This window comes from Dactylosporangium sp. CS-047395, assembly GCF_050942185.1.
Taxonomy (GTDB): domain Bacteria; phylum Actinomycetota; class Actinomycetes; order Mycobacteriales; family Micromonosporaceae; genus Dactylosporangium.
Map to the genome: position 1 here is coordinate 4,895,726 of NZ_CP192015.1, position 26,176 is coordinate 4,921,901.

General features: G+C 73.0%; 34 protein-coding genes. 21 read left to right on the top strand and 13 right to left on the bottom strand.

The genetic code is table 11. The features are described from left to right. Window positions 1-23: 23 nt before the first annotated feature. The 5 genes from ACQP00_RS22980 to ACQP00_RS23000 form a co-directional block, all read right to left on the bottom strand. The gene (locus ACQP00_RS22980; RefSeq protein ID WP_433222258.1) at window positions 24-521 is read right to left on the bottom strand and encodes an N-acetyltransferase family protein; all 498 of its coding nucleotides are present in this window, start codon (window positions 519-521) and stop codon (window positions 24-26) included. Window positions 522-525: 4 nt separating this feature from the next. After that, window positions 526-1,698 (bottom strand): multidrug effflux MFS transporter, encoded by a 1,173-nt coding sequence (locus ACQP00_RS22985; protein ID WP_433222260.1) that lies wholly within the window; start codon window positions 1,696-1,698, stop codon window positions 526-528. A 45-nt stretch (window positions 1,699-1,743) separates the two neighbouring features. Continuing rightward, window positions 1,744-1,980 carry a hypothetical protein gene (locus ACQP00_RS22990; protein WP_433222262.1) on the bottom strand — a complete coding sequence of 79 codons (237 nt, stop codon included), beginning with the start codon at window positions 1,978-1,980 and terminating at the stop codon, window positions 1,744-1,746. 145 nt (window positions 1,981-2,125) lie between these two features. After that, a complete protein-coding gene (locus ACQP00_RS22995) occupies window positions 2,126-3,931 on the bottom strand; it encodes a putative bifunctional diguanylate cyclase/phosphodiesterase (protein WP_433222264.1) in 1,806 nt (601 codons plus the stop codon). A 110-nt stretch (window positions 3,932-4,041) separates the two neighbouring features. Further along, the gene (locus ACQP00_RS23000) at window positions 4,042-4,728 is read right to left on the bottom strand and encodes a TetR/AcrR family transcriptional regulator C-terminal domain-containing protein (protein ID WP_433222266.1); all 687 of its coding nucleotides are present in this window, start codon (window positions 4,726-4,728) and stop codon (window positions 4,042-4,044) included. Window positions 4,729-4,833: 105 nt separating this feature from the next. Here ACQP00_RS23000 and ACQP00_RS23005 point away from each other — a divergent pair, with 105 nt between their 5' ends. Both ACQP00_RS23005 and ACQP00_RS23010 read left to right on the top strand, forming a co-directional pair. Further along, the gene (locus tag ACQP00_RS23005) at window positions 4,834-5,127 is read left to right on the top strand and encodes a hypothetical protein (protein ID WP_433222268.1); all 294 of its coding nucleotides are present in this window, start codon (window positions 4,834-4,836) and stop codon (window positions 5,125-5,127) included. Further along, on the top strand, window positions 5,094-5,267 hold the full coding sequence (locus ACQP00_RS23010) for a hypothetical protein (protein WP_433222270.1): 174 nt from the start codon (window positions 5,094-5,096) through the stop codon (window positions 5,265-5,267). Before ACQP00_RS23005 ends, ACQP00_RS23010 begins: the two co-directional genes overlap by 34 nt. Window positions 5,268-5,310: 43 nt before the next feature. Here ACQP00_RS23010 and ACQP00_RS23015 read toward each other — a convergent pair whose 3' ends face one another. Next, entirely contained in the window at window positions 5,311-5,745 is a 435-nt protein-coding gene (locus ACQP00_RS23015; protein ID WP_433222272.1) for a VOC family protein, read from the bottom strand. 141 nt (window positions 5,746-5,886) lie between these two features. On the opposite strand from ACQP00_RS23015, the gene ACQP00_RS23020 reads away from it, so the two are divergent. Continuing rightward, window positions 5,887-6,465, top strand: coding sequence for a hypothetical protein (locus ACQP00_RS23020; protein ID WP_433222274.1), 579 nt, complete (start codon window positions 5,887-5,889; stop codon window positions 6,463-6,465). 27 nt (window positions 6,466-6,492) lie between these two features. Beyond that, window positions 6,493-7,575, top strand: a complete 1,083-nt coding sequence (locus tag ACQP00_RS23025; RefSeq protein WP_433222276.1) for an FUSC family protein — start codon at window positions 6,493-6,495, stop codon at window positions 7,573-7,575. Between the two features lie 39 nt (window positions 7,576-7,614). Here ACQP00_RS23025 and ACQP00_RS23030 read toward each other — a convergent pair whose 3' ends face one another. Beyond that, on the bottom strand, window positions 7,615-7,878 hold the full coding sequence (locus ACQP00_RS23030; protein ID WP_433222278.1) for a hypothetical protein: 264 nt from the start codon (window positions 7,876-7,878) through the stop codon (window positions 7,615-7,617). An 83-nt stretch (window positions 7,879-7,961) separates the two neighbouring features. Here ACQP00_RS23030 and ACQP00_RS23035 point away from each other — a divergent pair, with 83 nt between their 5' ends. From ACQP00_RS23035 to ACQP00_RS23055, 5 genes are all read left to right on the top strand, one after another. Continuing rightward, window positions 7,962-9,062 (top strand): LLM class flavin-dependent oxidoreductase, encoded by a 1,101-nt coding sequence (locus ACQP00_RS23035; RefSeq protein ID WP_433222280.1) that lies wholly within the window; start codon window positions 7,962-7,964, stop codon window positions 9,060-9,062. 2 nt (window positions 9,063-9,064) lie between these two features. After that, window positions 9,065-9,997: a quinone oxidoreductase family protein gene (locus ACQP00_RS23040; protein WP_433222282.1), complete on the top strand. Its 933-nt coding sequence runs from the start codon at window positions 9,065-9,067 to the stop codon at window positions 9,995-9,997. A gap of 82 nt (window positions 9,998-10,079) precedes the next feature. Beyond that, window positions 10,080-10,469 carry a hypothetical protein gene (locus ACQP00_RS23045; RefSeq protein ID WP_433222284.1) on the top strand — a complete coding sequence of 130 codons (390 nt, stop codon included), beginning with the start codon at window positions 10,080-10,082 and terminating at the stop codon, window positions 10,467-10,469. Further along, a complete protein-coding gene (locus ACQP00_RS23050; protein WP_433222285.1) occupies window positions 10,466-11,320 on the top strand; it encodes a hypothetical protein in 855 nt (284 codons plus the stop codon). Before ACQP00_RS23045 ends, ACQP00_RS23050 begins: the two co-directional genes overlap by 4 nt. Next, entirely contained in the window at window positions 11,320-12,198 is an 879-nt protein-coding gene (locus ACQP00_RS23055; protein ID WP_433222287.1) for a hypothetical protein, read from the top strand. Before ACQP00_RS23050 ends, ACQP00_RS23055 begins: the two co-directional genes overlap by 1 nt. Before the next feature lie 300 nt (window positions 12,199-12,498). Here the strand turns inward: ACQP00_RS23055 and ACQP00_RS23060 are convergent, their stop codons facing one another. Beyond that, window positions 12,499-12,816 carry an ArsR/SmtB family transcription factor gene (locus ACQP00_RS23060; RefSeq protein WP_433222289.1) on the bottom strand — a complete coding sequence of 106 codons (318 nt, stop codon included), beginning with the start codon at window positions 12,814-12,816 and terminating at the stop codon, window positions 12,499-12,501. A 51-nt stretch (window positions 12,817-12,867) separates the two neighbouring features. Here ACQP00_RS23060 and ACQP00_RS23065 point away from each other — a divergent pair, with 51 nt between their 5' ends. The 8 genes from ACQP00_RS23065 (at window position 12,868) to ACQP00_RS23100 (ending at window position 19,476) form a co-directional block, all read left to right on the top strand. Further along, entirely contained in the window at window positions 12,868-14,265 is a 1,398-nt protein-coding gene (locus ACQP00_RS23065; protein WP_433222291.1) for an enoyl-CoA hydratase-related protein, read from the top strand. A gap of 139 nt (window positions 14,266-14,404) precedes the next feature. Then, the gene (locus ACQP00_RS23070) at window positions 14,405-14,743 is read left to right on the top strand and encodes a DNA-binding protein (protein WP_433222293.1); all 339 of its coding nucleotides are present in this window, start codon (window positions 14,405-14,407) and stop codon (window positions 14,741-14,743) included. Next, entirely contained in the window at window positions 14,740-15,069 is a 330-nt protein-coding gene (locus ACQP00_RS23075; protein WP_433222295.1) for a PEP-utilizing enzyme, read from the top strand. The genes ACQP00_RS23070 and ACQP00_RS23075 overlap by 4 nt, the downstream gene beginning before the upstream one ends. Beyond that, window positions 15,066-15,602, top strand: coding sequence for a transcriptional regulator (locus ACQP00_RS23080; protein WP_433222297.1), 537 nt, complete (start codon window positions 15,066-15,068; stop codon window positions 15,600-15,602). Before ACQP00_RS23075 ends, ACQP00_RS23080 begins: the two co-directional genes overlap by 4 nt. 9 nt (window positions 15,603-15,611) lie before the next feature. Next, entirely contained in the window at window positions 15,612-16,487 is an 876-nt protein-coding gene (locus tag ACQP00_RS23085; protein ID WP_433222299.1) for an LLM class flavin-dependent oxidoreductase, read from the top strand. Window positions 16,488-16,512: 25 nt separating this feature from the next. After that, window positions 16,513-17,589 (top strand): TIGR03557 family F420-dependent LLM class oxidoreductase, encoded by a 1,077-nt coding sequence (locus ACQP00_RS23090; RefSeq protein WP_433222301.1) that lies wholly within the window; start codon window positions 16,513-16,515, stop codon window positions 17,587-17,589. Window positions 17,590-17,637: 48 nt separating this feature from the next. Further along, complete coding sequence (locus ACQP00_RS23095) at window positions 17,638-18,774, top strand: FAD-dependent oxidoreductase (protein ID WP_433222303.1); 1,137 nt, start codon at window positions 17,638-17,640, stop codon at window positions 18,772-18,774. Between the two features lie 9 nt (window positions 18,775-18,783). Then, a complete protein-coding gene (locus ACQP00_RS23100) occupies window positions 18,784-19,476 on the top strand; it encodes a GNAT family N-acetyltransferase (protein WP_433222305.1) in 693 nt (230 codons plus the stop codon). On the opposite strand, the gene ACQP00_RS23105 is transcribed toward ACQP00_RS23100, so the two are convergent. Next, window positions 19,454-20,092, bottom strand: a complete 639-nt coding sequence (locus ACQP00_RS23105; RefSeq protein ID WP_433222307.1) for a trimeric intracellular cation channel family protein — start codon at window positions 20,090-20,092, stop codon at window positions 19,454-19,456. The two genes, ACQP00_RS23100 and ACQP00_RS23105, sit on opposite strands and share 23 nt — an antisense overlap. Before the next feature lie 80 nt (window positions 20,093-20,172). Between ACQP00_RS23105 and ACQP00_RS23110 the strand changes: the two genes are divergently transcribed. Both ACQP00_RS23110 and ACQP00_RS23115 read left to right on the top strand, forming a co-directional pair. Continuing rightward, on the top strand, window positions 20,173-20,379 hold the full coding sequence (locus ACQP00_RS23110) for a hypothetical protein (protein ID WP_433222309.1): 207 nt from the start codon (window positions 20,173-20,175) through the stop codon (window positions 20,377-20,379). Then, entirely contained in the window at window positions 20,376-21,131 is a 756-nt protein-coding gene (locus tag ACQP00_RS23115; protein WP_433222311.1) for a cobalt transporter, read from the top strand. Before ACQP00_RS23110 ends, ACQP00_RS23115 begins: the two co-directional genes overlap by 4 nt. A 245-nt stretch (window positions 21,132-21,376) precedes the next feature. Here the strand turns inward: ACQP00_RS23115 and ACQP00_RS23120 are convergent, their stop codons facing one another. The 4 genes from ACQP00_RS23120 to ACQP00_RS23135 all read right to left on the bottom strand — a co-directional run bounded on the left by ACQP00_RS23120 (window position 21,377) and on the right by ACQP00_RS23135 (window position 24,370). Further along, window positions 21,377-22,468, bottom strand: coding sequence for a hypothetical protein (locus ACQP00_RS23120; protein WP_433222312.1), 1,092 nt, complete (start codon window positions 22,466-22,468; stop codon window positions 21,377-21,379). Beyond that, window positions 22,465-22,974 carry a SigE family RNA polymerase sigma factor gene (locus ACQP00_RS23125; protein ID WP_433223959.1) on the bottom strand — a complete coding sequence of 170 codons (510 nt, stop codon included), beginning with the start codon at window positions 22,972-22,974 and terminating at the stop codon, window positions 22,465-22,467. The genes ACQP00_RS23120 and ACQP00_RS23125 overlap by 4 nt, the downstream gene beginning before the upstream one ends. Before the next feature lie 158 nt (window positions 22,975-23,132). After that, window positions 23,133-23,561 (bottom strand): hypothetical protein, encoded by a 429-nt coding sequence (locus tag ACQP00_RS23130; RefSeq protein WP_433222314.1) that lies wholly within the window; start codon window positions 23,559-23,561, stop codon window positions 23,133-23,135. Between the two features lie 17 nt (window positions 23,562-23,578). Continuing rightward, window positions 23,579-24,370 (bottom strand): AraC family transcriptional regulator, encoded by a 792-nt coding sequence (locus ACQP00_RS23135; protein ID WP_433222316.1) that lies wholly within the window; start codon window positions 24,368-24,370, stop codon window positions 23,579-23,581. Between the two features lie 67 nt (window positions 24,371-24,437). Between ACQP00_RS23135 and ACQP00_RS23140 the strand changes: the two genes are divergently transcribed. Together ACQP00_RS23140 and ACQP00_RS23145 are read left to right on the top strand one after the other, a co-directional pair. Beyond that, entirely contained in the window at window positions 24,438-25,415 is a 978-nt protein-coding gene (locus ACQP00_RS23140) for a zinc-binding dehydrogenase (RefSeq protein WP_433223961.1), read from the top strand. Continuing rightward, the gene (locus ACQP00_RS23145) at window positions 25,412-26,128 is read left to right on the top strand and encodes a Type 1 glutamine amidotransferase-like domain-containing protein (RefSeq protein WP_433222318.1); all 717 of its coding nucleotides are present in this window, start codon (window positions 25,412-25,414) and stop codon (window positions 26,126-26,128) included. Before ACQP00_RS23140 ends, ACQP00_RS23145 begins: the two co-directional genes overlap by 4 nt. Window positions 26,129-26,176 lie beyond the last annotated feature (48 nt).

Consider the following 26,176-nt stretch of genomic DNA (forward strand, 5'->3'; position numbering starts at 1 on the left):
TTTCCGATCAGCCGCCGCCGTGGTCAGCCGAGCGCGCGCTGCATGAGGACGGTGTCGATCCAGCGGCCGTGTTTGCGGCCGACCCCCGTCAGCCGGCCCGCCTCGGTGAAGCCCAGCCGCCGGTGCAGGGCGGCCGAGGCGTCGCTGCCGGTGTCGGCGATGACCGCGATCACCTGGCGCACGCCCGCCTTGGGGCAGTCGTCGAGCAAAGCCTGCAGCAGTTGCGTGCCGTGGCCGCGGCCGCCCCACCCGGGGGCCAGGTACACCGAGTTCTCGACCGTGTGCCGGTACGCGGGCTTCGGCTTCCACGGGCCCGCGAACGCATACCCCACGACGGTGCCGTCGACCTCGCCGACCAGGAACGGCAGGCCGCGCGCGGAGAGGTCGGAAAGCCGGGTCTGCCAGGCGTCGAGGGGTGGGGGCTCATCGTCGAAGGTGACGACGGTTTCGGTGACGTAGTGCGCGTAGATGGCGGCCACCGCCGTCAGGTCGCCCGGCTCGGCGGCGCGGATGGACAGCATGCGCTCAGCGTAGGAGGCGCAGGGTGGCGAGCGCTGTAGCGGCGCACACGAACATGGTGGCGCCCATGGCGACCGCCGAGCCCGGGCCGGCCAGGCCCATCACCGACGTGGCCGCGCCGCCGACCAGGAACTGCAGCAGGCCCTGGAGCGACGAGGCGGCGCCGGCGTTGGCGCCGTGCGGGCCCAGGGCCAGGGAGGTGGCGTCGGCCAGGACGACGCCGAGCATCGACACGACCGCGAACAGGCAGCCGAGCAGCAGCGGCAGCGGGGCGCCGGTGGCCGTACACACCAGGACACCGGCCGCGGCCGCCACGGCGACCAGGAGCGCCGATCGCAGCAGGGTGTGCGCGGGGGCGCCGCGGCCGATCAGGAAGGCGTTCACCTGCGCGAGGACGACGATGCCGAGGCCGTTGGCGCCGAAGACGAGGCTGAACTGCTGGGCGCTCAGGCCGTACCCGTTCTGCAGGACGAACGACGAGCCGGAGATGTAGGCGAAGACGGCGGCGAACATGAGCGCGGCGGCGAGGACGTACCGCAGGTACGAGCGGTCGACGAGTAGCGCGCCCATGGACCGCAGGGTGGTGCCGAGGTGGGCCGGGCGGCGGCGCTCGGCGGGCAGGGACTCCGGCAGCGCGAGCCGGACCGCGCCGATCAGGATCGCGCCGATCGCGGCGAGCACCACGAACACGGCCCGCCAGGAGGCGACGGTGAGCAACTGGCCGCCGGCGACCGGGGCCAGGATCGGTGCCACGCCGTTGACGAGCATGATGGTGGAGAAGAACCGGGCCATGGCCGGGCCCTCGAACAGGTCCCGGACGATCGCGCGGGCCAGCACCACGCCGGCCGCGGCGCCGAGGGACTCGACGGCGCGGGCGGCGATGAGCAGGCCGGCGTTCGGGGCGAGCGCGCAGCCGATGGAGCCGAGCACGTACAGCAGCAGCCCGCCCAGCAGCGGTCGCCGCCGGCCCCAGGAGTCGGACAGCGGGCCGACCAGGACCTGACCGACCGCCAGCCCGACCACGAACACGGTGAGCGACAGCTGCACGACCGGTGCGCTGGTGTGCAGGTCACGCGCCATGCCGGGCATCGCCGGGAGGTACATGTCGATCGTGAGCGGGGCGAAGCCGCTGAGCGATCCGAGCACCAGGGCCAGGCGCACCCGTTGCAGTCTGCTCACCCAGCCATGATCACCCCATCGAGGCGGGGCGGCGGGCCGGAGGGGTCAGTTGAGGGCGCCGGTGCCGACGAGCCGCCGGCCGCGCACGACGACCATGCGGTCGCCGACCTCACGGCCGTCGAAGCCCAGCTGCATACCGTGCACGTAGTACCACAGCTCGTGGTCGTAGGTGATGGGCGCGTCGCGTTCGACGGCGCTGACCCGGAGCGTCAAGGTGCCGCTCCCGTAGAGGTAATCCCGCTCGGCCAGGAGGAGGACGAGCTGGTCGGCGTTCACTTGCATGGAGCGACATCGCCGGACATGGGCGCCTCCTACCCATCGGGAACGCCGACGTTACATTTTGCCCGGCGTGGATTGCACGAGGCACGTCCCTTACGGTGTGCTTCGATGCGTTTCCCGGCTGTAATGTTCAGGCGTCCGCGAGGGCTCAGACGCGGTGCCGGCCGGCCTCGACGGGAACGGCCGGCGGCGCCGGGAGCGCCGCCAGCGGCACCGCCGCCACGCCGCGCGGGCGGCCGGTGCGCAGCAGGGCGGTGAGGTGGTCGGCGGGTGCGGGCAGGCCGAGGTGGTAGCCCTGCGCGTACGGCACCCGCAGCTCCCGCAGTGCCGCCAGCTGCTCGTCGTCCTCGATGCCCTCGGCGGTCACGCCGACGCCGGTGCTGCGGCCCAGCTCGCCCAGCAGCTTCACCACGGCGTGGTCGTTGCGGTTGTCGAGCATGCCGGCGACGAACGAGCGGTCGATCTTGATGCCGGAGACCGGCAGCGCCGAGAGGTGGCGCAGGGTGGCCGAGCCCGCGCCCATGTCGTCCAGGACGATCCCGACGCCGTGCTCGCGCAGTTCGCCGAGCTGCCGTACCGCCTCCTGCAGTTGCGCCAGGTCCGCCGACTCCGGCAGCTCCACCCGGATCCGCTCCGGCTCCAGCCCGGCCCGCCGGATCGCGCCGAGCACGTCGCCGGCCAGGCCGGGGCCGCGCAGCGTCTCGACGGTCAGGTTCACGTTGACGCTGCGGGGCGCGCTGTCGCCGAGGACCCGGTCCCAGGCGGCCAGGTCGGCGCACGCCCGCTCCAGCACCCAGCGGTCCACCGCCGGCGTCTGCCCGGCCCGGGCCGCGTCGGCCAGGAAACGGCCCGGGGTCAGCAGCCCGTGCTGCGGGTGCTGCCAGCGGATGAGCGCCTCGACCGCCCACACCCGGCCGTCGTCGACGCCGACGATCGGCTGGTAGAACAGGCGCAGCTCGCCGCGGTCGATGGCGGCCAGCAGCCCGTCGCCGGCGCCCGGGCGGGGCGCGGCCGCGGCGCCCGCGTCGACGACCACCCGGACCTTGTCGCCGCCCGCCTGCTTGGCCCGGTACATCGCCGCGTCCGCCTCGCGCAGCAGCGTCTCCGGGTCGGCCCCGGCGGCCCCGATCGCCACCCCGACGCTGGCCGAGCTGTGCGCGCCCGCGGGCAGCGACGCGTCGGCGGTGGCGATGGCGAGCCGGAAGCGTTCGCCGAGCGCGGCCGCGGACAGCTCCGGCTGGTACCCGCCGACGACCCGGGTCAGCACCGCGAACTCGTCCCCGCCGAGGCGGGCCACGACGTCGTCGTCGGTGGCCGCGGCGGCGAGGCGGTGCGCGGCCGAGACGATGAGCCGGTCGCCGGCGGCGTGCCCGAGCGTGTCGTTGACCTGCTTCATGCGGTCCAGGTCGATGAAGACCACGGCGACGCCGGGGTGGGCGGCGTCGCGGCAGGCGGTGGCGAGCCGGTTGAGGAAGCGGGCCCGGTTGGCCAGGCCGCTGAGCGGGTCGACGACGGCCTGCAGGGCCATCAGGTCGGCGAGGGCCTCGTACAGCCGCGCCGCCGACACCCGCGCCAGCCGCCCGTCGCCCCGGCGGACCAGCACGTCGTCGTAGCGGCGCACCCGGTCGCGCCGGCTCACCTGCTCGCAGACGTCCACGACGAGGGCGTGCTCGTCGACGATCATCGGGGCCGGGTCGGCGGTCCGCCCGACGGGCGTCTTCTCCCACAGCGCGCGGCCGTACCCGAACGGCCCCGACATCAGCTGCCCGAACCGCTCGCGGCTGATCAGCCCGAGCCCGCCGTCGAGATACATCACGGCTACGCACGGTAGCGAAGGGTCGCCGCGGAAGCGCAGGTCCAGCTCGACGCAGCGCAGGGTGGCCTCGACCACCGCGACCGGCCGCGCGAGGGAACCGACTGTGTCAGCCGGAATCCCCGGTGCCACCTGGGTCACGCCGTCCATCATCGATGCCCGGCGCCGTGGCTCCAAGGAGAAATATCGCCGCTCACCAGTTCGTCACGCACAGTTCAGATGCGTCCGCGCGGCACGGCGTGGTGGCCGGCTCAGCGGGGTTCGGCCGGGCGGTCGAGCAGCGCGGCCAGGCCCGCCAGGATGACGTCGAGGTCGAAGTCGAGCTGGTCGCCGGAGAGCTGGGCCGGCCCGGCGGCCACGCTGCGGCGCAGCCAGGGCAGCTCGCCGGCGGGCTCGTCGCCGAGCAGCCGCTGGATCTCGGCGACCTGCGGGTGGACGCCATGGCGCTCGGCCAGCACGAGGTCGCGGGCGGAGGAGACGATCAGCCCGGCGACGAGGGTGAGGACCCGGGTCGCGTCCTCGGGCCGGAAGCCCGCCCCGATCAGGATGCCCAGCAGGCGCTCGGCGGGGTCGAGGGCGCTGCGGCCGCCGGCGATCGGCATCTTCACGTGGTCGAACAGCGCGCCGGTGCGGGCCATGCCGTCGCGCATGGCCCGGGCGAAGCGGCGCACCGCGGCCCGCCAGTCCCCGGCCGGCAGCGCGACCTGCCGCATCTCGGCCTGCAGGACGTCGATCGCGACGAGTTCGAGCAGCCCGTCGCGGTCGCTCACGTGGTAGTTGAGCGCCTTGCGGTCCACGCCCAGCCGCTCGGCCACGGCCCGCATGGTCAGCACCTCGGGGTCGAGCTCCCGGGCCGCCGCCACGATCCGCTCGCGGGAGATCCGCGGGGGGCGGCCCCGGCCCCGGCGGCCTTCTCCCGCGGGACTCGGCTCTGGCACGCATCAGACGGTACCGACCTTCCGCTTCGGCCATGGCCTGCGGTACGACGCCTGACGCCGGTCCGGCCGATTCCGCGGTCGATCATCGCTTCGTACGTTGGTCGGATGCGAACGACGTGGGAGTACGCCCGCCTGCAACTGACCTGTGACCCCGGCAAGAACCCGTACGAGTTCCACGGCCTGCTGGGCCTGCCGGGCACGACCTCCTGGCACGACCTGGGCATCCTGGACAGCGTCACCGCGACGCTCAACGACCTCGGCAGCGAGGGCTGGGAACTGGTCGGCACCCCGAGCGACCTCAACGCCGTCTACACCTACCAGGCGGCGAACGAGACGTACCACGACCGGGCGTACACCGTCGAACGGTGCTTCTGGTTCAAACGCCCGGCGGCGTCATGAACCCCGCCGGCCACATCCCGGGCATGCACATCCCGGGCACGACGGTCCCGATCGCCGCGGTGGTGGCCCAGCAGCAGGAGCAGGAGCAGTCCGACCGCAAGCGCCGCCGCGCGCGGCTGCTGCTCCTGCTGAGCCGGTAACCCTCAGCCGAAGTCGACCGGATGCGTGCCGGCGCTCCTCGACTCAGGTATCCAGGGCGATGAACTCCAGCTGGTTGTTGTCGAGGTCGCGGAAGACCAGCGTGGAGTACACGAACGGCTCCTTGACGCTCTGGATGCCGGAGTGGGCGATGCCCAGGCTGTCCAGCCAGTCGGCCCACTCCTGCAGGCCCTGGCGGCCCTCGACGCGCAGGGACAGGTGGTCGAGGCCGGTGTGCGCCTCGTCCATCTCCTCGCCCAGGTTGTTGGTGTTGTGGTGCAGGCCGATGGCGAGGCCGGAGCGGGGCTCGACGACGAGTTCGGCGAAGCCGGTCCACTCCCTGCCGTAGTGCGGGAGCTTGCCGTTGACCAGGTCGCCGCGGAACACCTTCTTGTACCACTCGACGCTCTTGCCGAGGTCCCGCACGGTGAGCCCGATGTGGTGCACGCCCTCGAACGACGGGGCCATGGTCTGGGTCATGGCGCGGCTCTACCCGCGGGAGCGCCGGTTACGCGAGGCGCAGCAAGGGATCCGACAGCGCCGCGATGCATCCGTTCCGGCGGTTGTCGCATGCGCGATCTTGGAGGCGCGGGGCGCGGTACGGCCCCGACCATGGCTGGCATGCGTCGCTTGTTCACCGCCTCGGGCGGGTTCGTCATGGTCCTGTTGGTCGTCGCGCTCGCCGGGTGGTGGAACCCGTGGAACCTGGTGCGGCTGCGCCAGATCGGGGAGTGGGCGCTGTGGCTGCTGCCGCTCGGGGTGGGCCTGCTCCTGCTGCGCCGGGCGAGGTGGCGGCTGCTGCTCGCCGTGGTGGTGCTGGGCGCTGCCGGCGTGGCCTGGCTGTTCGACGAGCCGGGCAAGCGCACGGTGGTGGGGAGTTCGACCGACGGGCGGTACCAGATCGTCGTGGTGAAAAGCGGTGACGGGCTGGGGGAGCGGCAGGAGGTCAAGGTGGTGCGCCCCGCGGGGTGGGACACGCGCGAGTCGCAGCGGCCGCTGCTGTGCGCGCGGGCGGAGTTCAACGACGCACCGCCGATGCAGTACGCCGCGATGGCCTTCACCGGCCCGTACGAGGTCGAGCTGACGCTGACCGACGGGGCGCGGCACCGCATCGGCTTCGACCCGCGGACGGCCGAGCCGAAGCTGACCCTCGACGTGTGGTGTCACCTGAAGGGGGCAGGCGTGCGCAGCCTCGCCTAAAGCCCGGCGGCCCGGGTAGCGAGCGGTGTGTGGTTCGAGGCCGGCCGGGTGCGGCTGCGGCAGCTGGAGATCATCGCCGTCATCGCCGGGCAGTGCGGGCTGGCCGCGGCGATCTCGTGGGAGGTGGCGCACCGGCTGCTCGACGTGGCGACGCCGGTGTTCGCGCCCACCGCGGCGGTCGGCACGATCGTGGCCGCGCTGGGGCAGCGGGCGCGACGCACCGTGGAGCTGCTCGTCGGGGTGGCCGGCGGCATTCTCGTCAGCGACGCGCTGCTGTGGCTGATCGGGTTCGGGCCGTGGCAGACCGGGCTGGTCGTCGCGCTCGCGGTCGGGCTGTCGCTCTTCGCGGTCGGCAGCAGCAGCGCGCTCGTCGCGCAGGCGGGCAGCTCGGCGGTGCTCATCGCCACGCTGTGGCCGGCGGTGCCGTCCGTGCAGTGGCGGCGGATCGAGGAGGCGGCGGTCGGCGGCGTGGTGGGGCTGGTCGTCGTCGGGCTGCTGCTGCCGGTGAACCCGATGCGCGTGCTGGACCGGGCGGCCGCTCCGGTCATCGACACGGTCGCCGGCGAGCTGGACAACGTGGCCCAGGCGATCGCCGAGCGCGATGCCGGCCTCGCCGCGCGGGCCCTCGACCGGCTGCGGGCCACCGAGCCGGACCTGGTCCGGATGCACGAGGCGATGGTCGGGGCCGAGGAGGTGGTGACGATCGCGCCGGCGCGGTGGAAGCGGCGGCGGGACGTGGAGCGGTACCGGCACGCGGTCGATCACGTCGACACCGTCGTGCTGGAGTGCCGGGAGCTGGCCCGCTGGGCGACCGACGGGCTGCGCCGGGCCGAGCCGATGCCGGAGCCGCTGCTGGGCGCGGTGGCCGGGCTGGCGGTGACGATCCGCGGGGCGCAGCGGGCCGGGCGGCGCGGCGAGCAGTTCGGGGTCGTCCGGGCGGCGGCGCTGGAGGTGGCGCGGCTGGCCGGGCAGGCGACGCACTGGGGGCTCGGGGTGTACGGCGAGGGCATGGTCACCCAGCTGCTGACCCTGTCCAGCGACGTCATTCAGGGCACGGGCGAGCGGTGGGAGAACGCCGACCGGATGGTCCGTCAGGCGGCGGCGCGGTGAGCCGGCCCAGCGTCGAGCAGGGCTGGGCCGGCCGGTCGGTCAGTCCCGCTCTTCGTCGCGGACCGGCTGCTCGCTGAGCAGGGTGAACTCGAACTCGACCTGGTTGGTGTCGGGCGCGTCCTCCGGCGTGACCAGGTACGACTCGACCCGGAAGCCCAGGTTCAGCGTCTCGGCCGCGCGGACGTGCTCGACGAGCTCGTCGACGGCGGAGAAGTACGCGGTGTAGATGATCGACGGCGCGGCGCCCGGCTCCTCGGCCGGCTCCACCGTCTCGGGGGTCTCAGCTGCGTAATCAATGCTCACGAGCGGCGAGCCTACGACAGCCATCCAAGATCCGCGAGCGGAGTTGTCGACTAAATCAGTGGGGCAAGTGGATAATTCGGCCCATGGGTATCCACCTGCACTGGTTCCTGCCGACCAACGGCGACAGCCGGGACATCGTCGGCTCCGGCGACGGCTCGCAGACGACCCTCGGCGCGGTCGCCGACGGGTTCCGCCGCCCCGGCATCGAATACCTCGGCCAGATCGCGCGCTCCGCCGAGCAGCTGGGGTTCGAGGCGGTGCTCACCCCGACCGGCACCTGGTGCGAGGACGCCTGGATCACCACCGCCGCGCTCACCCAGGTCACCCAGCGGCTCAAGTTCCTCGTGGCGTTCCGGCCCGGCCTGATCACGCCGACGCTCGCCGCGCACCAGGCGGCCACGTTCCAGCGGATCTCCGGCGGCCGGCTGCTGCTCAACATCGTCACCGGCGGCGACCCGGTCGAGCAGCGGCGCTTCGGCGACCATCTCGACCACGACCAGCGCTATGCCCGTACCGGCGAATTCCTTGCAGTGTTGAACAACGTCGCCCGAGAGCCCTTCGACTTCACCGGCGAGCACTATCGCATCGAGCGGGCGAAGATCGACTTCGCGCCGCACGAGCCGCCGCCGATCTTCTTCGGTGGGGCCAGTCCGGCCGCCGAGCGGGTCGCGGCCCGCCACGTCGACACCTACCTGGCGTGGGGCGAGACGCCGCCGCAGATCGCCGAGCGGCTCGAGCGGATGCGCAAGCTGGCGGCGGAGGCCGGGCGCACGCTGCGGTACGGCATCCGCTTCCACGTCCTGAGCCGGGACACCAGCGAACTGGCGTGGGCCGAGGCGGACCGGCTGCTGCAACGGATCGACCAGGACCGGGTGGCGGTCGTGCAGGGCCAGTTCGCCCAGGGCGAGTCGGTCGGGCAGCAGCGGATGGCGGCGCTGCACGGCGGACGGCGGGACAAGCTCGAGGTGTACCCGAACGTCTGGGCCGGCTACGGCCTGGTCCGCGGCGGGGCCGGCACCGCGCTGGTGGGCAGCCACGCGGAGGTCGCCGAGCGGATCCGCGAGTACCATGCCCTGGGCATCGACCACTTCATCCTCTCCGGGCAGCCGCACCTGGAGGAGGCATACCACTTCGGCGAGGGGGTAATGCCCATCCTGCGCCGCGCCGGTTTGATGGGGGAGTGAGCATGGCTCTGCAGTGGATCGCGCCGCAGTTCGGCGGACCCGAGGTGCTGGAGCTCGTCGAGGCCGAGGTCAGGCCGCCCGCGGCGGGCGAGGTGACGATCGACGTGCGGGCGGCGGGCGTGAACCCGGCCGACTACAAGCACATCGCGGTCCACCGGGGCCAGGAGCCGCCGCTGCCGATCGGCTACGAGGTCGCGGGCGTGCTCGCCGCGATCGGGCCGGGCACCGAGATCGCCTCCGGCGGCGGGGCGGTCGGCGACGCCGTCGTGGCGTTCCGCATCCGCGGCGGCTGGGCCTCACAGGTCACGGTGCCGGCCAAGGACGTGTTCGCCAAGCCCGACGCCGTCGACTTCCCGGCCGCCGCCAACCTGCTGCTGGCCGGCACGACGGCGGCGGAGTGCCTGCACGTCACCCGGGTCTCGCCGGGCGAGACGGTGCTCGTGCACGGTGCGTCCGGAGCGGTCGGCATCAGCGTCCTGCAGCAGGCTCGCCTGAAAGGCGCCACCGTCATCGGTACCTCCAGTGCCCACAACTTCGAGCTCCTCCGCCGCGCCGGGGCGCAGGCGGTCGAGTACGGTCCCGGACTGCTGGACCGGGTGCGGGCGGCGGCGCCGGAGGGCATCGCGGCGGTGATCGACACTGTCGGTACCGGCGAGGCCATCGATTCTGTCGAGCAGCTGCTGCCCAACCCGGCGCGGGCCGTCACCATCGTCGCCTCCGACCGCTCGCGGGCCGTCGGCATCAAAGCGGTGGCGGGGAACCTGCCGGAGAGCGCCGCCTACCGCGACAGCGTCCGGGCCCGGCTGCTCGACTGGGCCGGCGAGGGACGGCTGCTCGTGCCGATGGCCCGGACGTTCCCGCTGACCGAGGCCATGGCCGCGATCGAGCTGGTCCGCGGCGGCCACCCCGGCGGCAAGGTGGCCCTCATCCCCTAGCGGTTCCAGCCCGTCGTCACACCACGTCCACCGGGCCCGCCTTGGGACACCACAGCGGTTGCGCCGCCTGTACAGTGCGCGCGTGCCCCTGCAGCGTCTCCTCTGGTCGCTGGTGGCGATCGCGGCGATCACCGCCTACGCCATCGGCGCGGACCACGCCTCGACCGGCGCCCCGCCGTCGGCGACCAGGCTCGCGACCCTGGCCGGCTGCCCCGACCCGGTGCCCGTACGCGTGACGGGCGCGTACGAGGCGCTGGGCTGCAAGGAGAGTGGCTACGACGTCGTCGTGGTCACGTTCGAGACCAACACCCAGCGCGACCACTGGTTCGACGAGCAGCGCCCGCTGATGTTCATGGCCCAGATGCAGGGCCTGTCGGGCGCGCTCGTGGCCGGCGACCGCTGGGGCATCCTGACCGACGACGTGGAACGCGCGACGGAGCTGAAGGCCGTGGCCAACGGGTGGTGGGTGTGAGCACCGCGCCCGCTTCGGCCCCGTTTCGCCGCGCGGCGGGTGGGGTGGCGGCTCGGGTGGAGTACGCCGGCTGGGTCCTCGCCGTCGTGGCCGCCGTCTACGTCGTGGTCACCGCACTGGACCTGGCCGCCGTCGTGCGGGTCAGGGCCGCACTGCCCGCGCCCGCCCTCGACGTGCTGAAATCGGGCCAGGGCCTCGGCGTCGGTGAGGTCGTGCTGTTCATCGGCCTCCTGCTGGCCGCCCTGGCCTGGCGCCTGCTGGCCGCCCGCACCGTCGACGAACTCCGCGAGGAGCGCGGCGACGTGCTGCGCTCCGGCTTCCTGGTCGCCTTCCAGGTCGGCGTGGCGGCCACCGTCATCGCCGGCGGCGTCCTGCCCACCGCCGACCTCATGGCCACCCACGACTTCGACGTCCGGCTGCGCTGGATGATCCCGATCCTGGTGGCGCGGCTGCTGCTGGCCGTGGTGCTGGGCGTCGCCGTGTGGCGCGTGCGGGGCCGCATCCACGCGGCGCTGCTGCGCTCGGGCGTGGCCGCCGTCCCGCGCGGCGGCGAGCCGCGGATGACCCTGCTGGAGCTGTCGAAGCGGGCGGCGGCCATCAAGGTCCCGCCCCCGCCGGCGGACGACTCGTGGTGGTCGGAGGTGGCCGCCCGCGTGTCGTCGGCTCCGGCATCGCTCGCCCTCCTCGAGGTCGTCGACGACGAGCGGCACTGGCACGTCCTGGAACCGGGCGCCGACATGGCCGCGGTACGCGCCGCGATCCGCCCGGGCGCGACGGTGACTCTGCTGCCCGCCGTGGACACGGACCCGTCCGACGACCCGGACGCCCTGAGCGCCGTCGTGCCGGGCTGATGTACTCGTACGCCGGTCCGCCCGACCTGCTCGTCGCGGCACCTTCGCGGCCGGCCGGGGCGGCGATCCCGGACCGCGCCGCGTTCGACGCCTGGATCGCCGGGCAGACCCGCGACGAGCCGCACACCTACGTCGTGGACGCCACCGGCTGCCTCCTGCTGGCGCCGCGCCACACCGAACACGTCGCCTGCGCGGGCCGCGCACCCGTCCGCAGCGCGGGCGAGGTGACGTTCGCGCGCACCGCGGCGGGCTGGCAGGTCGCAGCGATCAGCAACCAGTCGACGGGCTACTGCCCGGATGCCACCTCCTGGCCGGCGGTGGCGGCGGCGCTGGACCGCGCGGGCCTGCCCCACCCGGGCCGGTTCACCGACGAGCTGACGTTCCGCCGATGCCCGGCCTGCACTGAGCTCAATGTCGTCAAAGACAACGACTTCACTTGTACCTTCTGTGCCGAACCCCTCCCGCGCGCCCACGTCGTGTCGGCGCGCGACCCCGACTTCACCTTGCGGGTGGCGACGTTCGAGGAGCTCCTGGCCCTGCAGCGGGAGGCGGAGCGGCTTCGGCTGAGCGCCCGGTGGAGCTCGCGGGCGGCGCTGGAGCGGCAGGTCGCACCGGACACGACGGTGTTCCTGGCTCCGGCGCTGCGCCACACCCCGGACTCGTACCGCTGCCACATCTGGTTCGCCCCGCGCGCCACCGCCACCGCCACCGCCGCCGCCGCCGCCGACGCGGGCACGGGCACGGGCACGGGCACGGTCGCATTGTTCGACGTGAGCGTGGCGTCCCTGCACGCCCTGCGCGAGGTGGCGGAGCCCGACAAGCTCCGCATGGTCGTCCACATGCTGTTGGATCGGATGCCGCTCACGCCGATCGAGTAACCGGCTCTTCGGTTCTACCCCAGTGCGGCGACCGTCCACGCCGACGCTGGTGCCTGACAGCCGTCAACGTGGACGCTCGTGCACGACGGTCGTCAACGTGGACGCCCGTGCACGACGGTCGTCAACGTTGAGTTCTCTGCACCACAGTCGTCTACGTCGACTGTTCTGCACGTTTTTCGTCAACGTTGACTGGCGCCGGGATTGTCGTCAACGTTGACGAAAATCAACGTGCGAGGACGCCTGGACGACATGGGCGAGCGCTTCGGCCGGGGCGAGGCGGTCCGGCAAGCGGAAGCCCTCCTAGGCCAGGTCTGCGGTGGTCAGCGCGGCGATCAAACCCGGGAAGCGCGACTCCAGCTCGGCCCGGCGCAGTTCGATCGTGTGCGTGCGGCCGGTCACCACCGTGCGGGTCAGGCCCGCCTCGCGCAGGGTGCGGAAGTGGTGGGTCATCGTCGACTTGTGGACGCCGAAGTCCCAGTGTTCGCCGCACTTCCCGTGCGGCCGGCCGTCGGCGAGCGTCTGCACGATGCGCAGCCGGATCGGGTCGGCGACCGCCCGCAGGACGTCGACCATCGTCACGTCGGCGATGTCCGGCATCGCGTCGTCGTCCCGCTGCATGCCACCACAATACAGTTGGACATTCGTCATACCGTTGCTTACGTTGATGGTATGACGAATGTCCAACAGTTCGGGTCGACGCGGTGGTCGTGGGCCGCCGACGGGGTGGTCACGGTGGTGCTCGACGATCCCGGCCGCACCGCGAACATGCTCAACCGGCGCCACTACGAGGGACTCGGCGCCTGCCTCGACGACCTCGAGAGCCGGCGCGACCGGCTCCGCGGCGTGGTGCTCACCTCGGCCAAGCGCTCCTTCATCGCCGGGCCCGACTTCGAGCCCGGCGAGATCCCGCCCGACGAGGCGGCCGGAACGTACGACCTGCTGGTACCGCTGCGCGACCAGGCCCGCCGCCTGGAGACCCTCGGCCGGCCGGTCGCCGCCGCACTCAACGGCTCCGCGCTCGGCGGCGGCTTCGAGCTCGCCCTCGCCTGCCACTACCGGGTCGGACCGCGCGACCCGGCCGTCGTGTGGGCCCTCGCCGAGACCGGGATGGGCATCCTCCCCGCCGGCGGCGGCACGGTCCGGGTGACGCGGATGTTCGGCGTCGCCGCGACGGTGCTGGACATCATCGGCCCGGGCACCGCGTACCACCCGGCCGAGGCACTGGCCGCCGGCCTCGTCGACGAACTCGCGGATGACGTCGTCGCGGCCGCCCATGCCTGGGTGCTGGCCCAGCCGCCCGGGCCGTTCGTGCAGCGGTGGGAACGCCCCGGCTATGAGATCCCCGCAGCGCCGCAGCTGCAGGGCCTGGCCGACGAGGTGCGGCGCCGCTCGGCCGGGTCGCCGGTCCGCGCGCTCGCCAAGGTCCTGGAAGTGGCGGAGCGCAGTGCCGCCGTGCCGCTCGACGAGGCGTTCGCGATCGAGACCGCGGCCTGCCTGGAACTGCTCGCCGCGCCCGAGATCCCCGACCTGGCCCACTTCTTCTTCGCCCTGCGCTCCCTCGCCACGCCACCGGCAGCGCCGCCCTCGACCGGACCGCACGTGATCCCGCAGCGCGTGGCCAACCCGCTCGCCACGCCACCGGCAGAGCCGTCGTCGGCCGGACCCCGCGAGATCCCGCAGCGCGTCGCCGAACCCCTCGCCACGCCACAGGCAGCGCCGTCGTCGACCGGGCCCCGCGAGTTCCTACAACGCGTGGCCAACCCGCTCGCCGCGGTGTTCTTCGCGCCGGACGCCCCGATCGTCGAGGTCGACGACGCCGGTCGCGTTCCGGGGATTCGCGCGCGCGGCGGCATTCCGGTCCTCGTCCACGGCGGCTCGTTCATCCAGCCCCTCCTGGACGCCGGCCCCGATCCCGCCGCCATGACCGCCGCCGCCCGCCGTGCTCTCGCCGAAGGGGTGCAGGTCGACCCGGTCGCCGCCGACGTGGCCTCCGTGCTCGCCGCCGGCTACCCAGCCTGGACTGGCGGCGTCCTCAACGCCATCGCCAAGGAATCAACATCTTGTTGACAAACAACGTGCGGGGTTCTCAACGCGATCAGCAAGGCTTCAACAGCCTGTCGACAAACAACGTGCGGGATTCTCAGCACCGCCGCCCAGACTTCAACAACTTGTTGACAAACAACCTGTTGAAGGTCAGGCTGGGCACATGGACGAGCAAGCCGCCCGCGAGCGACTGCACGGGCGGGACCTGCCGAGGCTCCCGTGGCTGGCCGAGACCCAGCCGCACGACGCGTACACGCTCATCCGGCAGGCCCTGTGGCGCGCCAACACCGACCCCGCGGCCCTCGACATCCCCGCGGACCTGCTCGCCGCCATCGCCCTGCTCGCCGCCGCCCGCGCCGAGCTCGATCAGGTCGAGGCCGGGCTGCTGTTCGTGGCCAGGGCCGAGGGGCTGACCTGGTCCCAGATCGCCCCGGCGCTCGGGCTGCGGACCGCGCAAGCCGCCCAGCAACGCCACGAGCGAGTCCTGGGCCGGCTGGCATGACGGGCGCCGACCCGCTCGTCGCCGGCGTCCCCTGCAGCCCGGGCCGGGCCCGCGGGCCGGCCCGCACGCTGCGCTCACCCGACGAGTTCCACCGCTTCCAGCGCGGCGACGTGCTGGTGTGCCGCACCACCGACCCGGCCTGGACGCCGCTGTTCCGGCTCGCCGCGGCCGTGGTCACCGAGACCGGCGGGGTGCTCAGCCACGCCGCCATCGTCGCCCGCGAGTTTGGCATCCCGGCCGTCGGCGGGGCGCGCGATGCCACGCTCAAGCTGACCGATGGCGTTGTCGTGACCGTCGACGGTACGGCCGGGCAGGTCCTCCGATGATGCTGGTGCTGCACGCCGTACGGCTGAAGGGCTTCGCCGACACGCCGGTCATCGCCGCGCGGTTCGGGCTCGACCCGGAGCAGACCGCCGAGGACCTGCTCGACGCCGAGGCGTTCGGCTGGGTGGCACGGTCGGAGTTCGCCGGGCTCGGCGGGTGGTCCCTCACCGACCGTGGCCGCCGGCACAACGAGGAGCAGCTCCGCGCGGACCTCGGCGGCGACCGCGCGGCGATCAGCGCCGTCCACGACCGGTTCGTGCCGCTCAACGCCGAGGCCAACGCCGCCTTCACGGCCTGGCAACTCGGCGACACCACCGACCGGCGGCCTTTCGAACGGCTCGCGGCCGAGCTGCACACGACCGAAATGGACCTGACGCGGCAACGGGAGCGCTTCGCCGGGTACCACAGCCGCTTCACCCAGGCGCTCGCCAAGGGCGGGGCGTGGATCACCGGAGTCGAGGTCGACTCGTGCCATCGGGTGTGGTTCGAGTTACACGAGGACCTCATCGCCACGCTGGGAATCGCGCGCCAATAGGATCGCCGGGTGCGCATCGGAGTCCTGCTACTGCCCGCCGACCCCTGGAAGCAGACCCTCGAACGGGCGCGGCACCTGGAGGAGCTCGGCTACGCGCACCTGTGGACCTACGACCACCTCTCCTGGCGGCGGTACCGCGACCTGCCCTGGCACGCCACCATCCCCTGGCTCACCGGGGTCGCCGCGGCCACCTCGCGCATCCGGCTCGGCACCATGGTCACGTCGCCGAACTTCCGGCATCCGGTCACGCTCGCCAAGGACGCGATGACCCTCGACCACATCTCCGACGGGCGGCTCACGCTCGGGATCGGGGCCGGCGGCACCGGGTTCGACGCCACCGTGCTCGGCGGCGAACCGCCCACGCCCCGCGAGCGCACCGCCCGGTTCACCGAGTTCGTGGAGCTGCTCGACGCCGTGCTGCGCGAGCCCGCGCACAGCCACCGCGGCCGGTACTACACCGCCGACGAGGCCCGCACCATCCCCGGCTGCGTCCAGCACCCCCGGGTGCCGCTGGCCATCGCCGCCGCCGGGCCCAGGGCGCTCGACCTGACCGCGCGGGTCGGCGACGCCTGGATCACGTACGGTGAGCCGAACGCGGAGGACCAGTCCGCCGCCGCCACCGAGGCCGCCGTCCGGGCCCAGGCCGCCCGGCTGGACGAGCGGTGCGCCGCGCACGGCCGCGACCCGAAGGAGCTGCGGCGGTACTTCCTGATCGGCAACACCGACGAGCGGCCCCTCGCGAGCGTGGGCGCGTTCGAGGACTTCGCCGGGCGGTACGAGCGGATGGGCTTCACCGACATCGTCTTCCACGATCCGCGGCCGGGCGATCCGGTCTTCACCGACGACCCGAAGGTGGTCGACCTGATCGCGGAGCGTTACTTCTAGAATACAAAGGGTAAGTGGCCCGGCCATGGACCACACCATCACCCGCCGCGGCTTCGGGGCGCTGACCGCGGCCGTCGGCACCGGCCTGCTGGCCCCCGCCAACGCCTCCGCCGCGCCCAAGCGGCAGGTCGGCTTCGTCCTGTCCCACGAGCAGTTCCGCACCCAGGAACTCGTCGAGCTCGCGCAGCGGGCCGAGCAGGCCGGGTTCGACCGGGTCTGGACCAGCGACCATCTGCAGCCGTGGCAGGACAACCAGCGGCACTCGATGTACCCGTGGCTGACCCTGGCGCTGATCGGCGAGAAGACGAGCGCGCTGCAGTTCGGTACCGGCGTCACGTGCCCCTCCTATCGGCACCATCCCGCCGAGGTCGCCCAGGTGTTCGCGTCGCTCGGGCTGCTGTCCCCGGGCCGGGTGTTCCTGGGCACCGGCACCGGCGAGGCTCTCAACGAGCAGGCGGCGACGGGACGGTTCGGCCGCTACCCCGAGCGGCACGACCGCCTCGCCGAGGCCGTGGACCTCATCCGCCGGCTGTGGACCGGACAGCGCACCACCTTCCAGGGACACTACTTCAGGACTGAACAGCTCAAGTTGTACGACGTGCCGGAACAACCCGTGCCGCTGCTCATGGCGGCCAGCGGGCCGAAGAGCGCGCGCCTGGCCGGGCAGCGCGGCGACGGCTGGATCACCGGCGCCGCCGACTTCGCCAAGCCCGACCTGCGCGACGCCTTCGCGGCCGGCGCGCGGGCGGCCGGCAAGGACCCGGACGCGATGCCGAAGTACGTCGAGACCCTGGCCGTCGTCGGCGGCGAGGCGGAGACCGAGTACGCCGCCGAGCAATGGCGCTTCACCGTCGGCTCGTTCGGCGACCTGCTGTACGAGCCGAACCCGGAGACGATCCAGGCCAAGGCCGAGCAGCGCTGGCCGCTGCCGCAGGTGTACGCGAAGTGGCCGCGCGGCACCGATCCCGAGCCGCACATCAAGAACCTGCAGCAGATCATCGACGCCGGCGGCACCCCGTTCGTCCACTCCGGACAGTCCGACCAGCGCCGGTTCCTGGACTTCTACGGCAAGCGGGTCCTGCCGCACCTAACTCACGTCTAGCCTATGGGATTAGTAGACATTTAGCGGGCCGCGGCCTATCGTTTCGGCATGGACACCTTCGACGTCGCGATCGTCGGCGGCGGGGTGATGGGCTCGGCCGCCGCGTGGCAGCTCGCCCGCCGCGGCGCCGCCGTGGTGCTGCTCGAACAATTCGCGGCCGGGCACACCAACGGCGCCTCGCACGGCGCCTCGCGCATCTTCCGGCTGTCGTACCCCGATGCCGGGTACATCCGGCTGGCCCGCGAGGCCGAGGGACTCTGGCGCGAGCTGGAGCACGTCACCGGCGCGCGGCTGCTGACCGTCACCGGCGGCGTGGACCACGGCGACCACCCGTCGCTGCACGAGCTGGCGGACGGACTGGCCGCTTCGGGTGTACCGCATCGCTGGCTGCGACCCGAGGAGGCCGCCGAGCGCTGGCCCGGGATCCGGTTCGCGACTGCGGCGCTGTACCACCCGGACAGCGGCCGGCTGCACGCGGACCGGGCCGTGGCCGCGTTCCAGGAGGCGGCCGAGAAGCTCGGGGCCGTCGTGCGGCACGAGACCCCGGTGCGCGCCATCGAGCCGCGCGGCGACGAGACCGTGCTCGTGCACACCGACGCCGGCGGCTACCGCGTCCGCCGGGTCGTGGCGGCCGTGAACGGGTGGGCGAAGAAGCTGCTGCCGACGGTACCGTTGCCGCCTCTGAAAGTGACGCAGGAGCAACCGGCGCACTTCGCCGCGCGGGTCGCCGAGCCGGGATGGCCGAGCTTCGGGCATCGCTTCGCCGACCCCGGCCACTTCCACGGCGGCATATACGGCCTGGCGACCCCGGGCGAGGGGATCAAGGTCGGCTTCCACGGCGTCGGGCCCGAGGTCGACCCGGACGACCGCGACTTCACGCCGGAACCGGTCCAGCTGGCCGCGCTGCGCGAGTACGCCCGCCGGTGGCTGCCCGGCGTCGACCCGGACGTGTTCGCGCCGATCAGCTGCACGTACACGACGACGCCCGACGCGAACTTCGTGCTCGAGCGGCACGGCCCGATCGTGGTGGCGACGGGCTTCTCGGGCCACGGCTTCAAGTTCGCTCCGGCCGTCGGCCGTATTTTGGCGGACCTGGCCGCTTCCGGCCGTTCCCGTCCGCTCTCGCCCGTTCCCGTCCGCTCATGGCCGCTCCCGGTCGCTCCCGGCTGCTCCCGGCCCGACTAGGATTTCCGGGTGAGTGAGATCCGCGACGTGCCCGTGCTCGACCAGGCCGCCTGGGCCGCGCTCACCGGGCCGCACGCCCGGCTCGCCGAGGGCACAGGCCTGGCCCGGCGCTACCCCACCGACGTCTCGCCGTTCGCCGCCCTCCCGCCGGCGCCGGACGAGCGGGCCTGGGCCGACCTGCGGGCGCTGGCCGGCCCCGGCGGCACCGCGCTGCTGGCCGGCGACCGGCTCGTCGTCCCGGCCGGCTGGACGGCGATCGCGCAGGTCGACGGCGTGCAGCTGGTCGCGACCGACGCCGTGAAGACCGAGCCGGACGTGGAGCTCGTCCCGCTCGGCGACGACGATGTGCCGGAGATGCTGGACCTGGTCGCGCGCACCCGGCCGGGCCCGTTCCTGCCGAAGACCCATCACCTCGGGGCCTATGCCGGTGTACGCCACGACGGCGCCCTCATCGCGATGGCCGGCGAGCGGCTGCACCCGCCCGGGTACACGGAGATCAGTGCCGTCTGCACCGACCCCGCCTTCCGCGGCCGGGGCCTCGCGACCCGCCTGATCCGAGCGATCGCCCACGGCATCCGCGAGCGCGGCGAGACGCCGTTCCTGCACGCGTCGGCGGACAATGTGGGTGCGATCAGGCTGTACGAGACGATGGGTTTCGAACTGCGCCGGACGGTCACCTTCAACGTGCTTCGCGCCGCCTGACCCACGCCTGCGGGGCGCGCCAGTGGCGGACCATCGCCACCACCCGGAACGCGAACACGAAGACCGCCGCGGCCGGTGCGGCCACCGTCATCGGCAGGTGCGCTCTGTAGGCGACGGCCACGAAGGCCGCGCCCACCATCGCCGGGATCGAGTACAGATCGGTCTCGGGCCGCACCAGCGCGGGCGTCTGCCGGGCGATGATGTCGCGCAGCAGCCCGCCGCCGACCCCCGTGGTCACGCCGAGCACCGCCGCCTGGACCGCGCCGAGGCCGTGGTCGAGCGCCTTGAGCGTGCCGGTGACGCAGAACAGCCCCAGGCCGGCCGCGTCGAACAGCAGCACGCCGAACGTGAGCCGCTCCACCACGGGATGGAAAAAGAACGCGACGCAGGCGGCGGCGAGGGGCACCAGGAGGTACCACACCTGCCGGAACGCCCCCGGCGGCGTCTCGCCGATGACAAGGTCGCGCAGCACGCCACCGCCGAGCGCCGTCACCTCGGCCAGCACCACGATGCCGACCGCGTCGAAGCCCTTCTGGATGGCCGTCAGCGCACCGGACACAGCGAAGACGAAAATGCCAGCGAGCTCCAGGGCGACCAGGGCGGCATTACTTGACATGTCCCCAGTTTCCATGACCGCTCACGTTGTTCACGCGGGCGACGGGCGGCGCTCACCGGGGGTCGGCAGACTGTGCGGCCGTGAACGGCTTCACCGACTGGGCCGCGTCCGTGTCGACCCGGCTCGAGGAGTTGGTCCACGCGCCTGGCATTGCGCCGCTGGCGTTCGTGCTCGCGTTCGTGCTCGCGTTCGTGCTCGCGTTCGTGCTCGCGTTCGTGCTCGCGTTCGTCTGTTCACGTGGTCGACGGCCGGCGCTCACCGGGGCTCGGCAGACTGTGCGGCCGTGAACGGCTTCACCGACTGGGCCGCGTCCGTGTCGACCCGGCTCGAGGAGTTGGTCCACGCGCCCGGCATCGCGCCGCTGGCGTTCGTGCTCGCATTCGTCGCCGGCGCGGGCCACGCGGTCACACCCGGGCACGGCAAGACGCTCGCCGCCGCATACTTGGCCGGATCGCGCGGCCGCGTGCGGGACGCCGCCTTCCTGGGCGGGACGGTCGCGGTGATGCACACCGTGTCGGTCCTGGTGATCGGAGTGGCCTGGACCTTCCTGTCCCTGTCCGGGATCATCGGCCTGGAACAGCTCACCACCTGGCTCCAAATCGCCGCGGGTGTACTGGTTGTGCTCACCGGCCTCTGGCTCCTCCACCGGCACGTTCGAAAAGCGCACCAGCACCATCACCACGATCACGACCACGACCACGAGGCTTCCGGCAAGCGGCCGGGTCTGGTGCTCCTGGGCGTCTCCGGCGGCCTGACCCCGTCGCCGTCCGCGTTCCTGGTGCTGGCGACGGGGCTCTTCCTCGGCCGGGCGGGCTTCGCGCTGCTGCTCGTGCTCACCTTCGGCCTCGGCATGGCGGTCGTGCTGTTCGCCGCCGGGTTGCTGGCGATCGCGGGAACGTCGGTCGTGGCGCGGGGCACCAGATCGATGGGCATCTTGCGGCGCGCCAGTCACCTGACGCCGGTACTGGCGGCAGGCGGCATCACGCTGTTCGGCGCCGGATTGGTGACGGCGGCCGCATTGCACCTCGCCGCCGCCTAGCACAGCGGCGCGGCGCGCCTTGCCGCCGCCTAGCGCAGCAGCGCCGTGCACCTCGTCGCCGCCCAGCGCAGCGAATCGTCGGTCGCCGGCCTCGTGCGGCATCGCGCTGTTCGGCGCCGGTTTAATGACGGCGGCCGCATTGCACCTCGTCGCGGCCTAATGCAGCGGCGCGCCTTAACGCCGCCTAGTGCAGCGGCCGGCCTTCGCCGAGGGCGGTGCGGAAACGCCGTGCACCTCGTCGCCGTCTAGCGCAGCGGATCGTCCGTTGCCGGTCCTGGGCGGACCCCGGTGAGGATGCGCAGGCGCTGGTCCTTGGTGATGGCGGAGTCGCCCGGCTCGACCAGGAAGGCCTTGCCGTCGACCACGGTGCTCGACCCGTCCGCCCCGTCCTGCACTGGTCGGCCGTTGTAGGTGGTGTTCGGCTGGAAGTCGGGTCCGGCATCGGAGACGCGGAAGGCGCCGCCGCCCGGCACCGTGAACGTCATGGTCGCGTCCCCGGCGGTCCAGCCCCACCACAGCGCGCAGCCGGTCGTCCTCGTGCCGGCCGGGGCCCATGTGAGGTGGAACGACGCCGTGCAGCGCAGCACCCGGTCGTACCGGATCGCGTGCGCGACCTCCAGCATGGCCCCCCGCGCGTCGGCGGCGTCGATGGCCGGCTTCGGGTCCGGGACGCTGTCGTGGAACTTGACCCACGCGAACGCCCAGACGTCCGGCCGGGCGGGCCAGGCCAGCGCCGCCCAGTCCTTCGTCCAGCGCAGCGAGCCGTCGGCGGTTCCGACGTGCAGCGGTTCGAGTGTCGGCCGCCCGGGCAGCTGCGCGAGTTGCGAAGCAGCCGCGTCCTCCAGTTTTTGCGGGGTTGAGGCGACGATCACGTTGTACCCGCTGTAGCCGAACTCGGAGATGCCACCGCCTCGGATCGCCCGCATGCTTTCCAGGCCGGCGCCCGAGCTCCACTCCAGCAGGAACGGGGCCGGGTCGGTGGTGTCGAGGTGGATCTGGCGTCCCTCGCCGACCGTGCCGCCGGAGGTTAGCGGTTCGAGCCCGGCTGCCACGGGCGGGCGCGGCTTTTCCGCCACCGCGGACTCGGCCTGGCTGGGCGCGGCGCTCGGTGGCGCCGACCCGATCGGTACGGGCGTCCCGTGACCGTTCGGCAGGAGGGTGGTCGCTCCGAGGACGGCCACGACGGCGATCGCCGCCCCGACCCCGGCCATGAGCCGCCGGTTGCGCCGATGCCGTGCCCCGCGCCGCCGGGCCCCGTCGAGCAGGGCCTCGACCCGCACGTCCCCGTCGGCGCGCTCCCGCAGCGCGATGCTGAAGACCGGATCCATGTCACTCATCGCGCGTCCTTCCCGGTGAGGGCCGGCACCGCAGCCAGCCGGCGGCGCAGCGTGGCCAGCGCCCGCATCGCCTGCGAGCGCACCGTGGCTTGTGAGCACTGCAGAATGCGCGCGATCATGGCGTCGTCGAGATCCTCGTAGTACCGCAACACGACGGTCGCCCGCTGCTTGGCGGGCAGCTCGGCGATGAGCTGCCAGGCGGCGTCGCGCTCGGCCGCCTCGGCCCCGATGTCGATGGGTCCGGCCCGGTCGAGGTGCGGCGCGGAGGTGTCGATCGCGTACTCGCCGGCCGCCCGTCGCCGCCGCCACGAGATATGCTTGTTGACGAGCATGCGGCGCACATAGACATCGATGTCGTCGGCGCGGCTGATCCGGTCCCAGCGCACGTACGCTCGGCCGAGCACCTCCTGGACGAGGTCTTCGGCGAGATGCCGATCACGCACCAACAGCCGGGCGAGCCGCACCAGCTTCTCGCCGCGCAGCCGCACGTACTCGTCGAACCCGATCACCGCGTCACCGCCCCTTCTACTGGGCTCGACGCCGCGATCCACCCGTTCTGTTGCACGCCCGCGCCCGCATTCCCGCCCCGCCCGCCGCTTGGTCGACCACGTTGTGGGGATGGCTCGGAGCGTTACAGAACTCGCCCATCACCCCGAGCTGCTGGTCAGGCCGGGGTGAGGATCGTGACGCGGTAGCCGACGCGGACCGCCACGAGGGTGGTCACGGTGAAGGTGATCTGCAGCCAGCGCATCTGGCCGCCGCGGGGATCGGGGACATAGGCGGCCGCGGCGTCGCCTACGCCGTAGCCGGCCTGTTTCTGGACGTTGCCGTCGATCACGATGCCGCACAGGTAGGCCTCGGCCTGGGCGATGACCGGGGTTTCGTGCGGCTCGATCGGGCGGGCGTCCGGGACGAACAGGGCGCACGGCTCGCGGGGCAGCATGCCGGTGATGATCCGCAGGCCCGTTGATTGCGTGGCCAGCACCGCCTCGCCGGTGTGGACGCTCATGCGGCGCGGCTCGCCGGTGTCGGCGTCCGCCACCCGCAGTGCGAGCAGGGGTTTGGCTACGACCTCCGCTACCTGGTACGGCATGGGCGCGATGGTAGCCCTCACCCGCCACCTCCACCCGGACCGGCGCGGCCGCGGTGGGCGAGGTCGGCGCTGCGGTGGCGGCCGGGTGTCGTGCCCACCACGGCGGTGAAGGCCGCGATGAAGCCGCTCGGGTTCGACCAGCCGCACGCGTGCGCCACGTGTGTCGTCGAGTGGCCCGCGGCCAGCAGTACCAGTGCGTGGGCGATCCGGACCTGGATGCGCCACTCGTAGAAGGTCATGCCCAGCTCGTCGTGGAACAGGCGGCTCAGGGTCCGTGCGCTCGCGCCCACGCGCCGGCCCAGGTCGGTCAGGTCCGACGTGTCGGCCGGGTCGGCGGCCAGGATGGCCGCCAACGCGCGCAGCCGGTCGTCCTGTGGCTCCGGCAGGTGCAGGGGCTGCTCCGGCGCGGCTACCAGCTCGTCGACCAGGACGCGGTGCAGCCTCGTCCGGGCCGAAGGTTCGAAGTGGCGGTCGCCGGTCAGGGCCAGCAGGACCTCCCGGGCCAGGGCCGAGGCCAGGAACACCGCCGGGGTCGCGGGTGCCCGGCGGGCCAGGGACGGGGGCAGGAAGACGATCCGCATGTCGGTCTCGCCGTGAGCCCGGTGGAAATGGCTGGAGCCCGGCGGGATCCACGCCATCCGGTTGGCCGGGACGATCCAGATTCCGGTCGAGGTGTGGATGGTGAGGACGCCGCGGGCCGCGTACACCAGGTGGCCGCGGGGGTGGGAGTGGGCCGAACCGGTCGCGCCCGACGGCCACAGGTGGACGCCGCCGCTCGGCCAGATTCGGGAATGGCGGGCTACGGGCATAAGGTGGCAGCGTACCGGTGGGGCGCCGCACCTATTCGCCGCAAGAGTTCAACGCATGACGACGACGATGCTTGCGGTGGTGTGCGTACGAGCGGGCGGGCCCGAGGTGCTGGAGATCCGGGAACTGCCGGTGCCCGAAGTGCGTGCCGGGTGGACGCTGGTGCGGGTGATGGGTGCGGGGTTGAACCGGGCTGAAATCCGTACCAGACAAGGATTTTCACCGAATGTGCGCTTCCCCCGCGTGCTGGGGATCGAGTGCGTCGGCGTGGTCGCCGCCACCAGTGATCCGGCGCTCGCCGAGGGGGCGACCGTCGCCGCGCTGATGGGGGAGATGGGGCGGGCGTTCGACGGGAGTTATGCCGAGTTTGTGCTGCTGCCCAATGAGCTGCTCATGCCCGTCGTCACCCGGCTGCCGTGGGTGGAGCTGGCGGCGCTGCCGGAGACGTATCTGACCGCGCAGGGTGCGCTCGACGCGCTCGGGATCCGGGCGGGGGAGCGGCTGCTCATCCGGGGCGGGACCTCGTCGGTCGGGCTGGCGGCCGCGTCCATCGCGCGCGGCGGCGGGATCGAGGTCGCCGCCACCACCCGGCGGGCCGGGAAGGGTTCGGCGATGGAGGCGGCCGGGGTCGCGCACGTGGTGCTGGACGAGGGCGGGCCGCTGCGGCTGCCGTGGGACGACGGGCCGACGCACGTGCTCGATCTCGTCGGGGCGCGGACCGTGGCCGACTCGCTGCGCATCGTGCGGCGGGGCGGGACGGTCTGCGTTGCCGGGTCGCTCAGCGGGTGGCTGCTCCGCGACTTCGAGCCGATCGCGATGATCCCGTCCGGGACCCGGCTCACCGCGTTCCACAGCGACGACGCCAAGGGCCGCGCGGGGGCCGGGGTGCTGCAGCGGGTCGTCGACGGCGTCGAGAACGGGCGGTACCGGCCGAACATCGACTCGGTCGTCGCGCTGGACGGGCTCGCCGCCGCGCACCGGCACATGGAGGCGGATCGGGCCGCCGGGAAGGTCGTGCTGCTGCCGGGGCTAGTGTCGGGCGCGTGAAGCTGCTGTTGACCTCCAGTGGGCTGCGCAATCCGACCCTGACCGGCGCGCTGCGCGCGTTGGTCGGGCGGCCCACGGCGGCGGCGAACGTCGTCTACGTGCCGACCGCGTCGCTCGCCGAGGCCGGGGACCACGGGTGGCTGCTCGCCGACATGACCCGGGTGCACGCGCTGGGCTGGCGGGAGTTCGACGTACTCGAACTCAACGGGCTCCCGCCGCGGGTGGTGCTCGACCGGCTCGCCCGGGCCGACGTCATCTACGCCGGCGGCGGCAACCACTACCACCTCGCGCGCAGCATCACCGGCAACGGGCTGGCGGCCGGCCTGCTGGAACTGCTGGAGCGGCGGGTCTGGGTCGGGATGAGCGCCGGGTCGATGATGTTCAGCCGGCACCTGCACGACGGTACGGCCGGCATCTTCGACGACGCCCACGACCTGCACGTGCTTGGGGCGGGCACGGTCGAGCCGCCGTTCGGGTTGTTCGACTGGTACCTGAAGCCGCACCTGGACTCGCCCGACTTCCCGCAGCGCGACGACGCCTGGGCCGACCGGATCGCCGCGCGGGCCGGCTTTCCGATCTACTTCATCGACGACGACACCGCCCTGCAGGTGGACGGGGACGCGGTCGACGTCCTGACCGAGGGCCGGTGGCGGCTGGACAACAGTCCTGGTTCCGACACAACGTGGCAATCGGATCGGCCGCCGCCTATCTAGTGACCCATGACACATACCAATGTTCGACATCCGCGAATTCGGACGGCG

Excerpts from the sequence above, each read along its gene's own strand:
- ACQP00_RS23040 (WP_433222282.1), top strand. The coding sequence starts at position 9,065 with ATGGCTCTGCAGTGGATCGCGCCGCAGTTCGGCGGACCCGAGGTGCTG.
- ACQP00_RS23075 (WP_433222295.1), top strand. The coding sequence starts at position 14,740 with ATGACGGGCGCCGACCCGCTCGTCGCCGGCGTCCCCTGCAGCCCGGGC.
- ACQP00_RS23140 (WP_433223961.1), top strand. The coding sequence starts at position 24,438 with ATGCTTGCGGTGGTGTGCGTACGAGCGGGCGGGCCCGAGGTGCTGGAG.
- ACQP00_RS23095 (WP_433222303.1), top strand. The coding sequence starts at position 17,638 with ATGGACACCTTCGACGTCGCGATCGTCGGCGGCGGGGTGATGGGCTCG.
- ACQP00_RS23105 (WP_433222307.1), bottom strand. The coding sequence starts at position 20,092 with ATGTCAAGTAATGCCGCCCTGGTCGCCCTGGAGCTCGCTGGCATTTTC.
- ACQP00_RS23035 (WP_433222280.1), top strand. The coding sequence starts at position 7,962 with ATGGGTATCCACCTGCACTGGTTCCTGCCGACCAACGGCGACAGCCGG.
- ACQP00_RS23130 (WP_433222314.1), bottom strand. The coding sequence starts at position 23,561 with ATGCCGTACCAGGTAGCGGAGGTCGTAGCCAAACCCCTGCTCGCACTG.
- ACQP00_RS23070 (WP_433222293.1), top strand. The coding sequence starts at position 14,405 with ATGGACGAGCAAGCCGCCCGCGAGCGACTGCACGGGCGGGACCTGCCG.
- ACQP00_RS22990 (WP_433222262.1), bottom strand. The coding sequence starts at position 1,980 with ATGCAAGTGAACGCCGACCAGCTCGTCCTCCTCCTGGCCGAGCGGGAT.
- ACQP00_RS23065 (WP_433222291.1), top strand. The coding sequence starts at position 12,868 with ATGACGAATGTCCAACAGTTCGGGTCGACGCGGTGGTCGTGGGCCGCC.
- ACQP00_RS23090 (WP_433222301.1), top strand. The coding sequence starts at position 16,513 with ATGGACCACACCATCACCCGCCGCGGCTTCGGGGCGCTGACCGCGGCC.
- ACQP00_RS23120 (WP_433222312.1), bottom strand. The coding sequence starts at position 22,468 with ATGAGTGACATGGATCCGGTCTTCAGCATCGCGCTGCGGGAGCGCGCC.
- ACQP00_RS23055 (WP_433222287.1), top strand. The coding sequence starts at position 11,320 with ATGTACTCGTACGCCGGTCCGCCCGACCTGCTCGTCGCGGCACCTTCG.
- ACQP00_RS23060 (WP_433222289.1), bottom strand. The coding sequence starts at position 12,816 with ATGCAGCGGGACGACGACGCGATGCCGGACATCGCCGACGTGACGATG.
- ACQP00_RS23015 (WP_433222272.1), bottom strand. The coding sequence starts at position 5,745 with ATGACCCAGACCATGGCCCCGTCGTTCGAGGGCGTGCACCACATCGGG.
- ACQP00_RS23005 (WP_433222268.1), top strand. The coding sequence starts at position 4,834 with ATGCGAACGACGTGGGAGTACGCCCGCCTGCAACTGACCTGTGACCCC.
- ACQP00_RS23080 (WP_433222297.1), top strand. The coding sequence starts at position 15,066 with ATGATGCTGGTGCTGCACGCCGTACGGCTGAAGGGCTTCGCCGACACG.
- ACQP00_RS22980 (WP_433222258.1), bottom strand. The coding sequence starts at position 521 with ATGCTGTCCATCCGCGCCGCCGAGCCGGGCGACCTGACGGCGGTGGCC.
- ACQP00_RS23020 (WP_433222274.1), top strand. The coding sequence starts at position 5,887 with ATGCGTCGCTTGTTCACCGCCTCGGGCGGGTTCGTCATGGTCCTGTTG.
- ACQP00_RS23135 (WP_433222316.1), bottom strand. The coding sequence starts at position 24,370 with ATGCCCGTAGCCCGCCATTCCCGAATCTGGCCGAGCGGCGGCGTCCAC.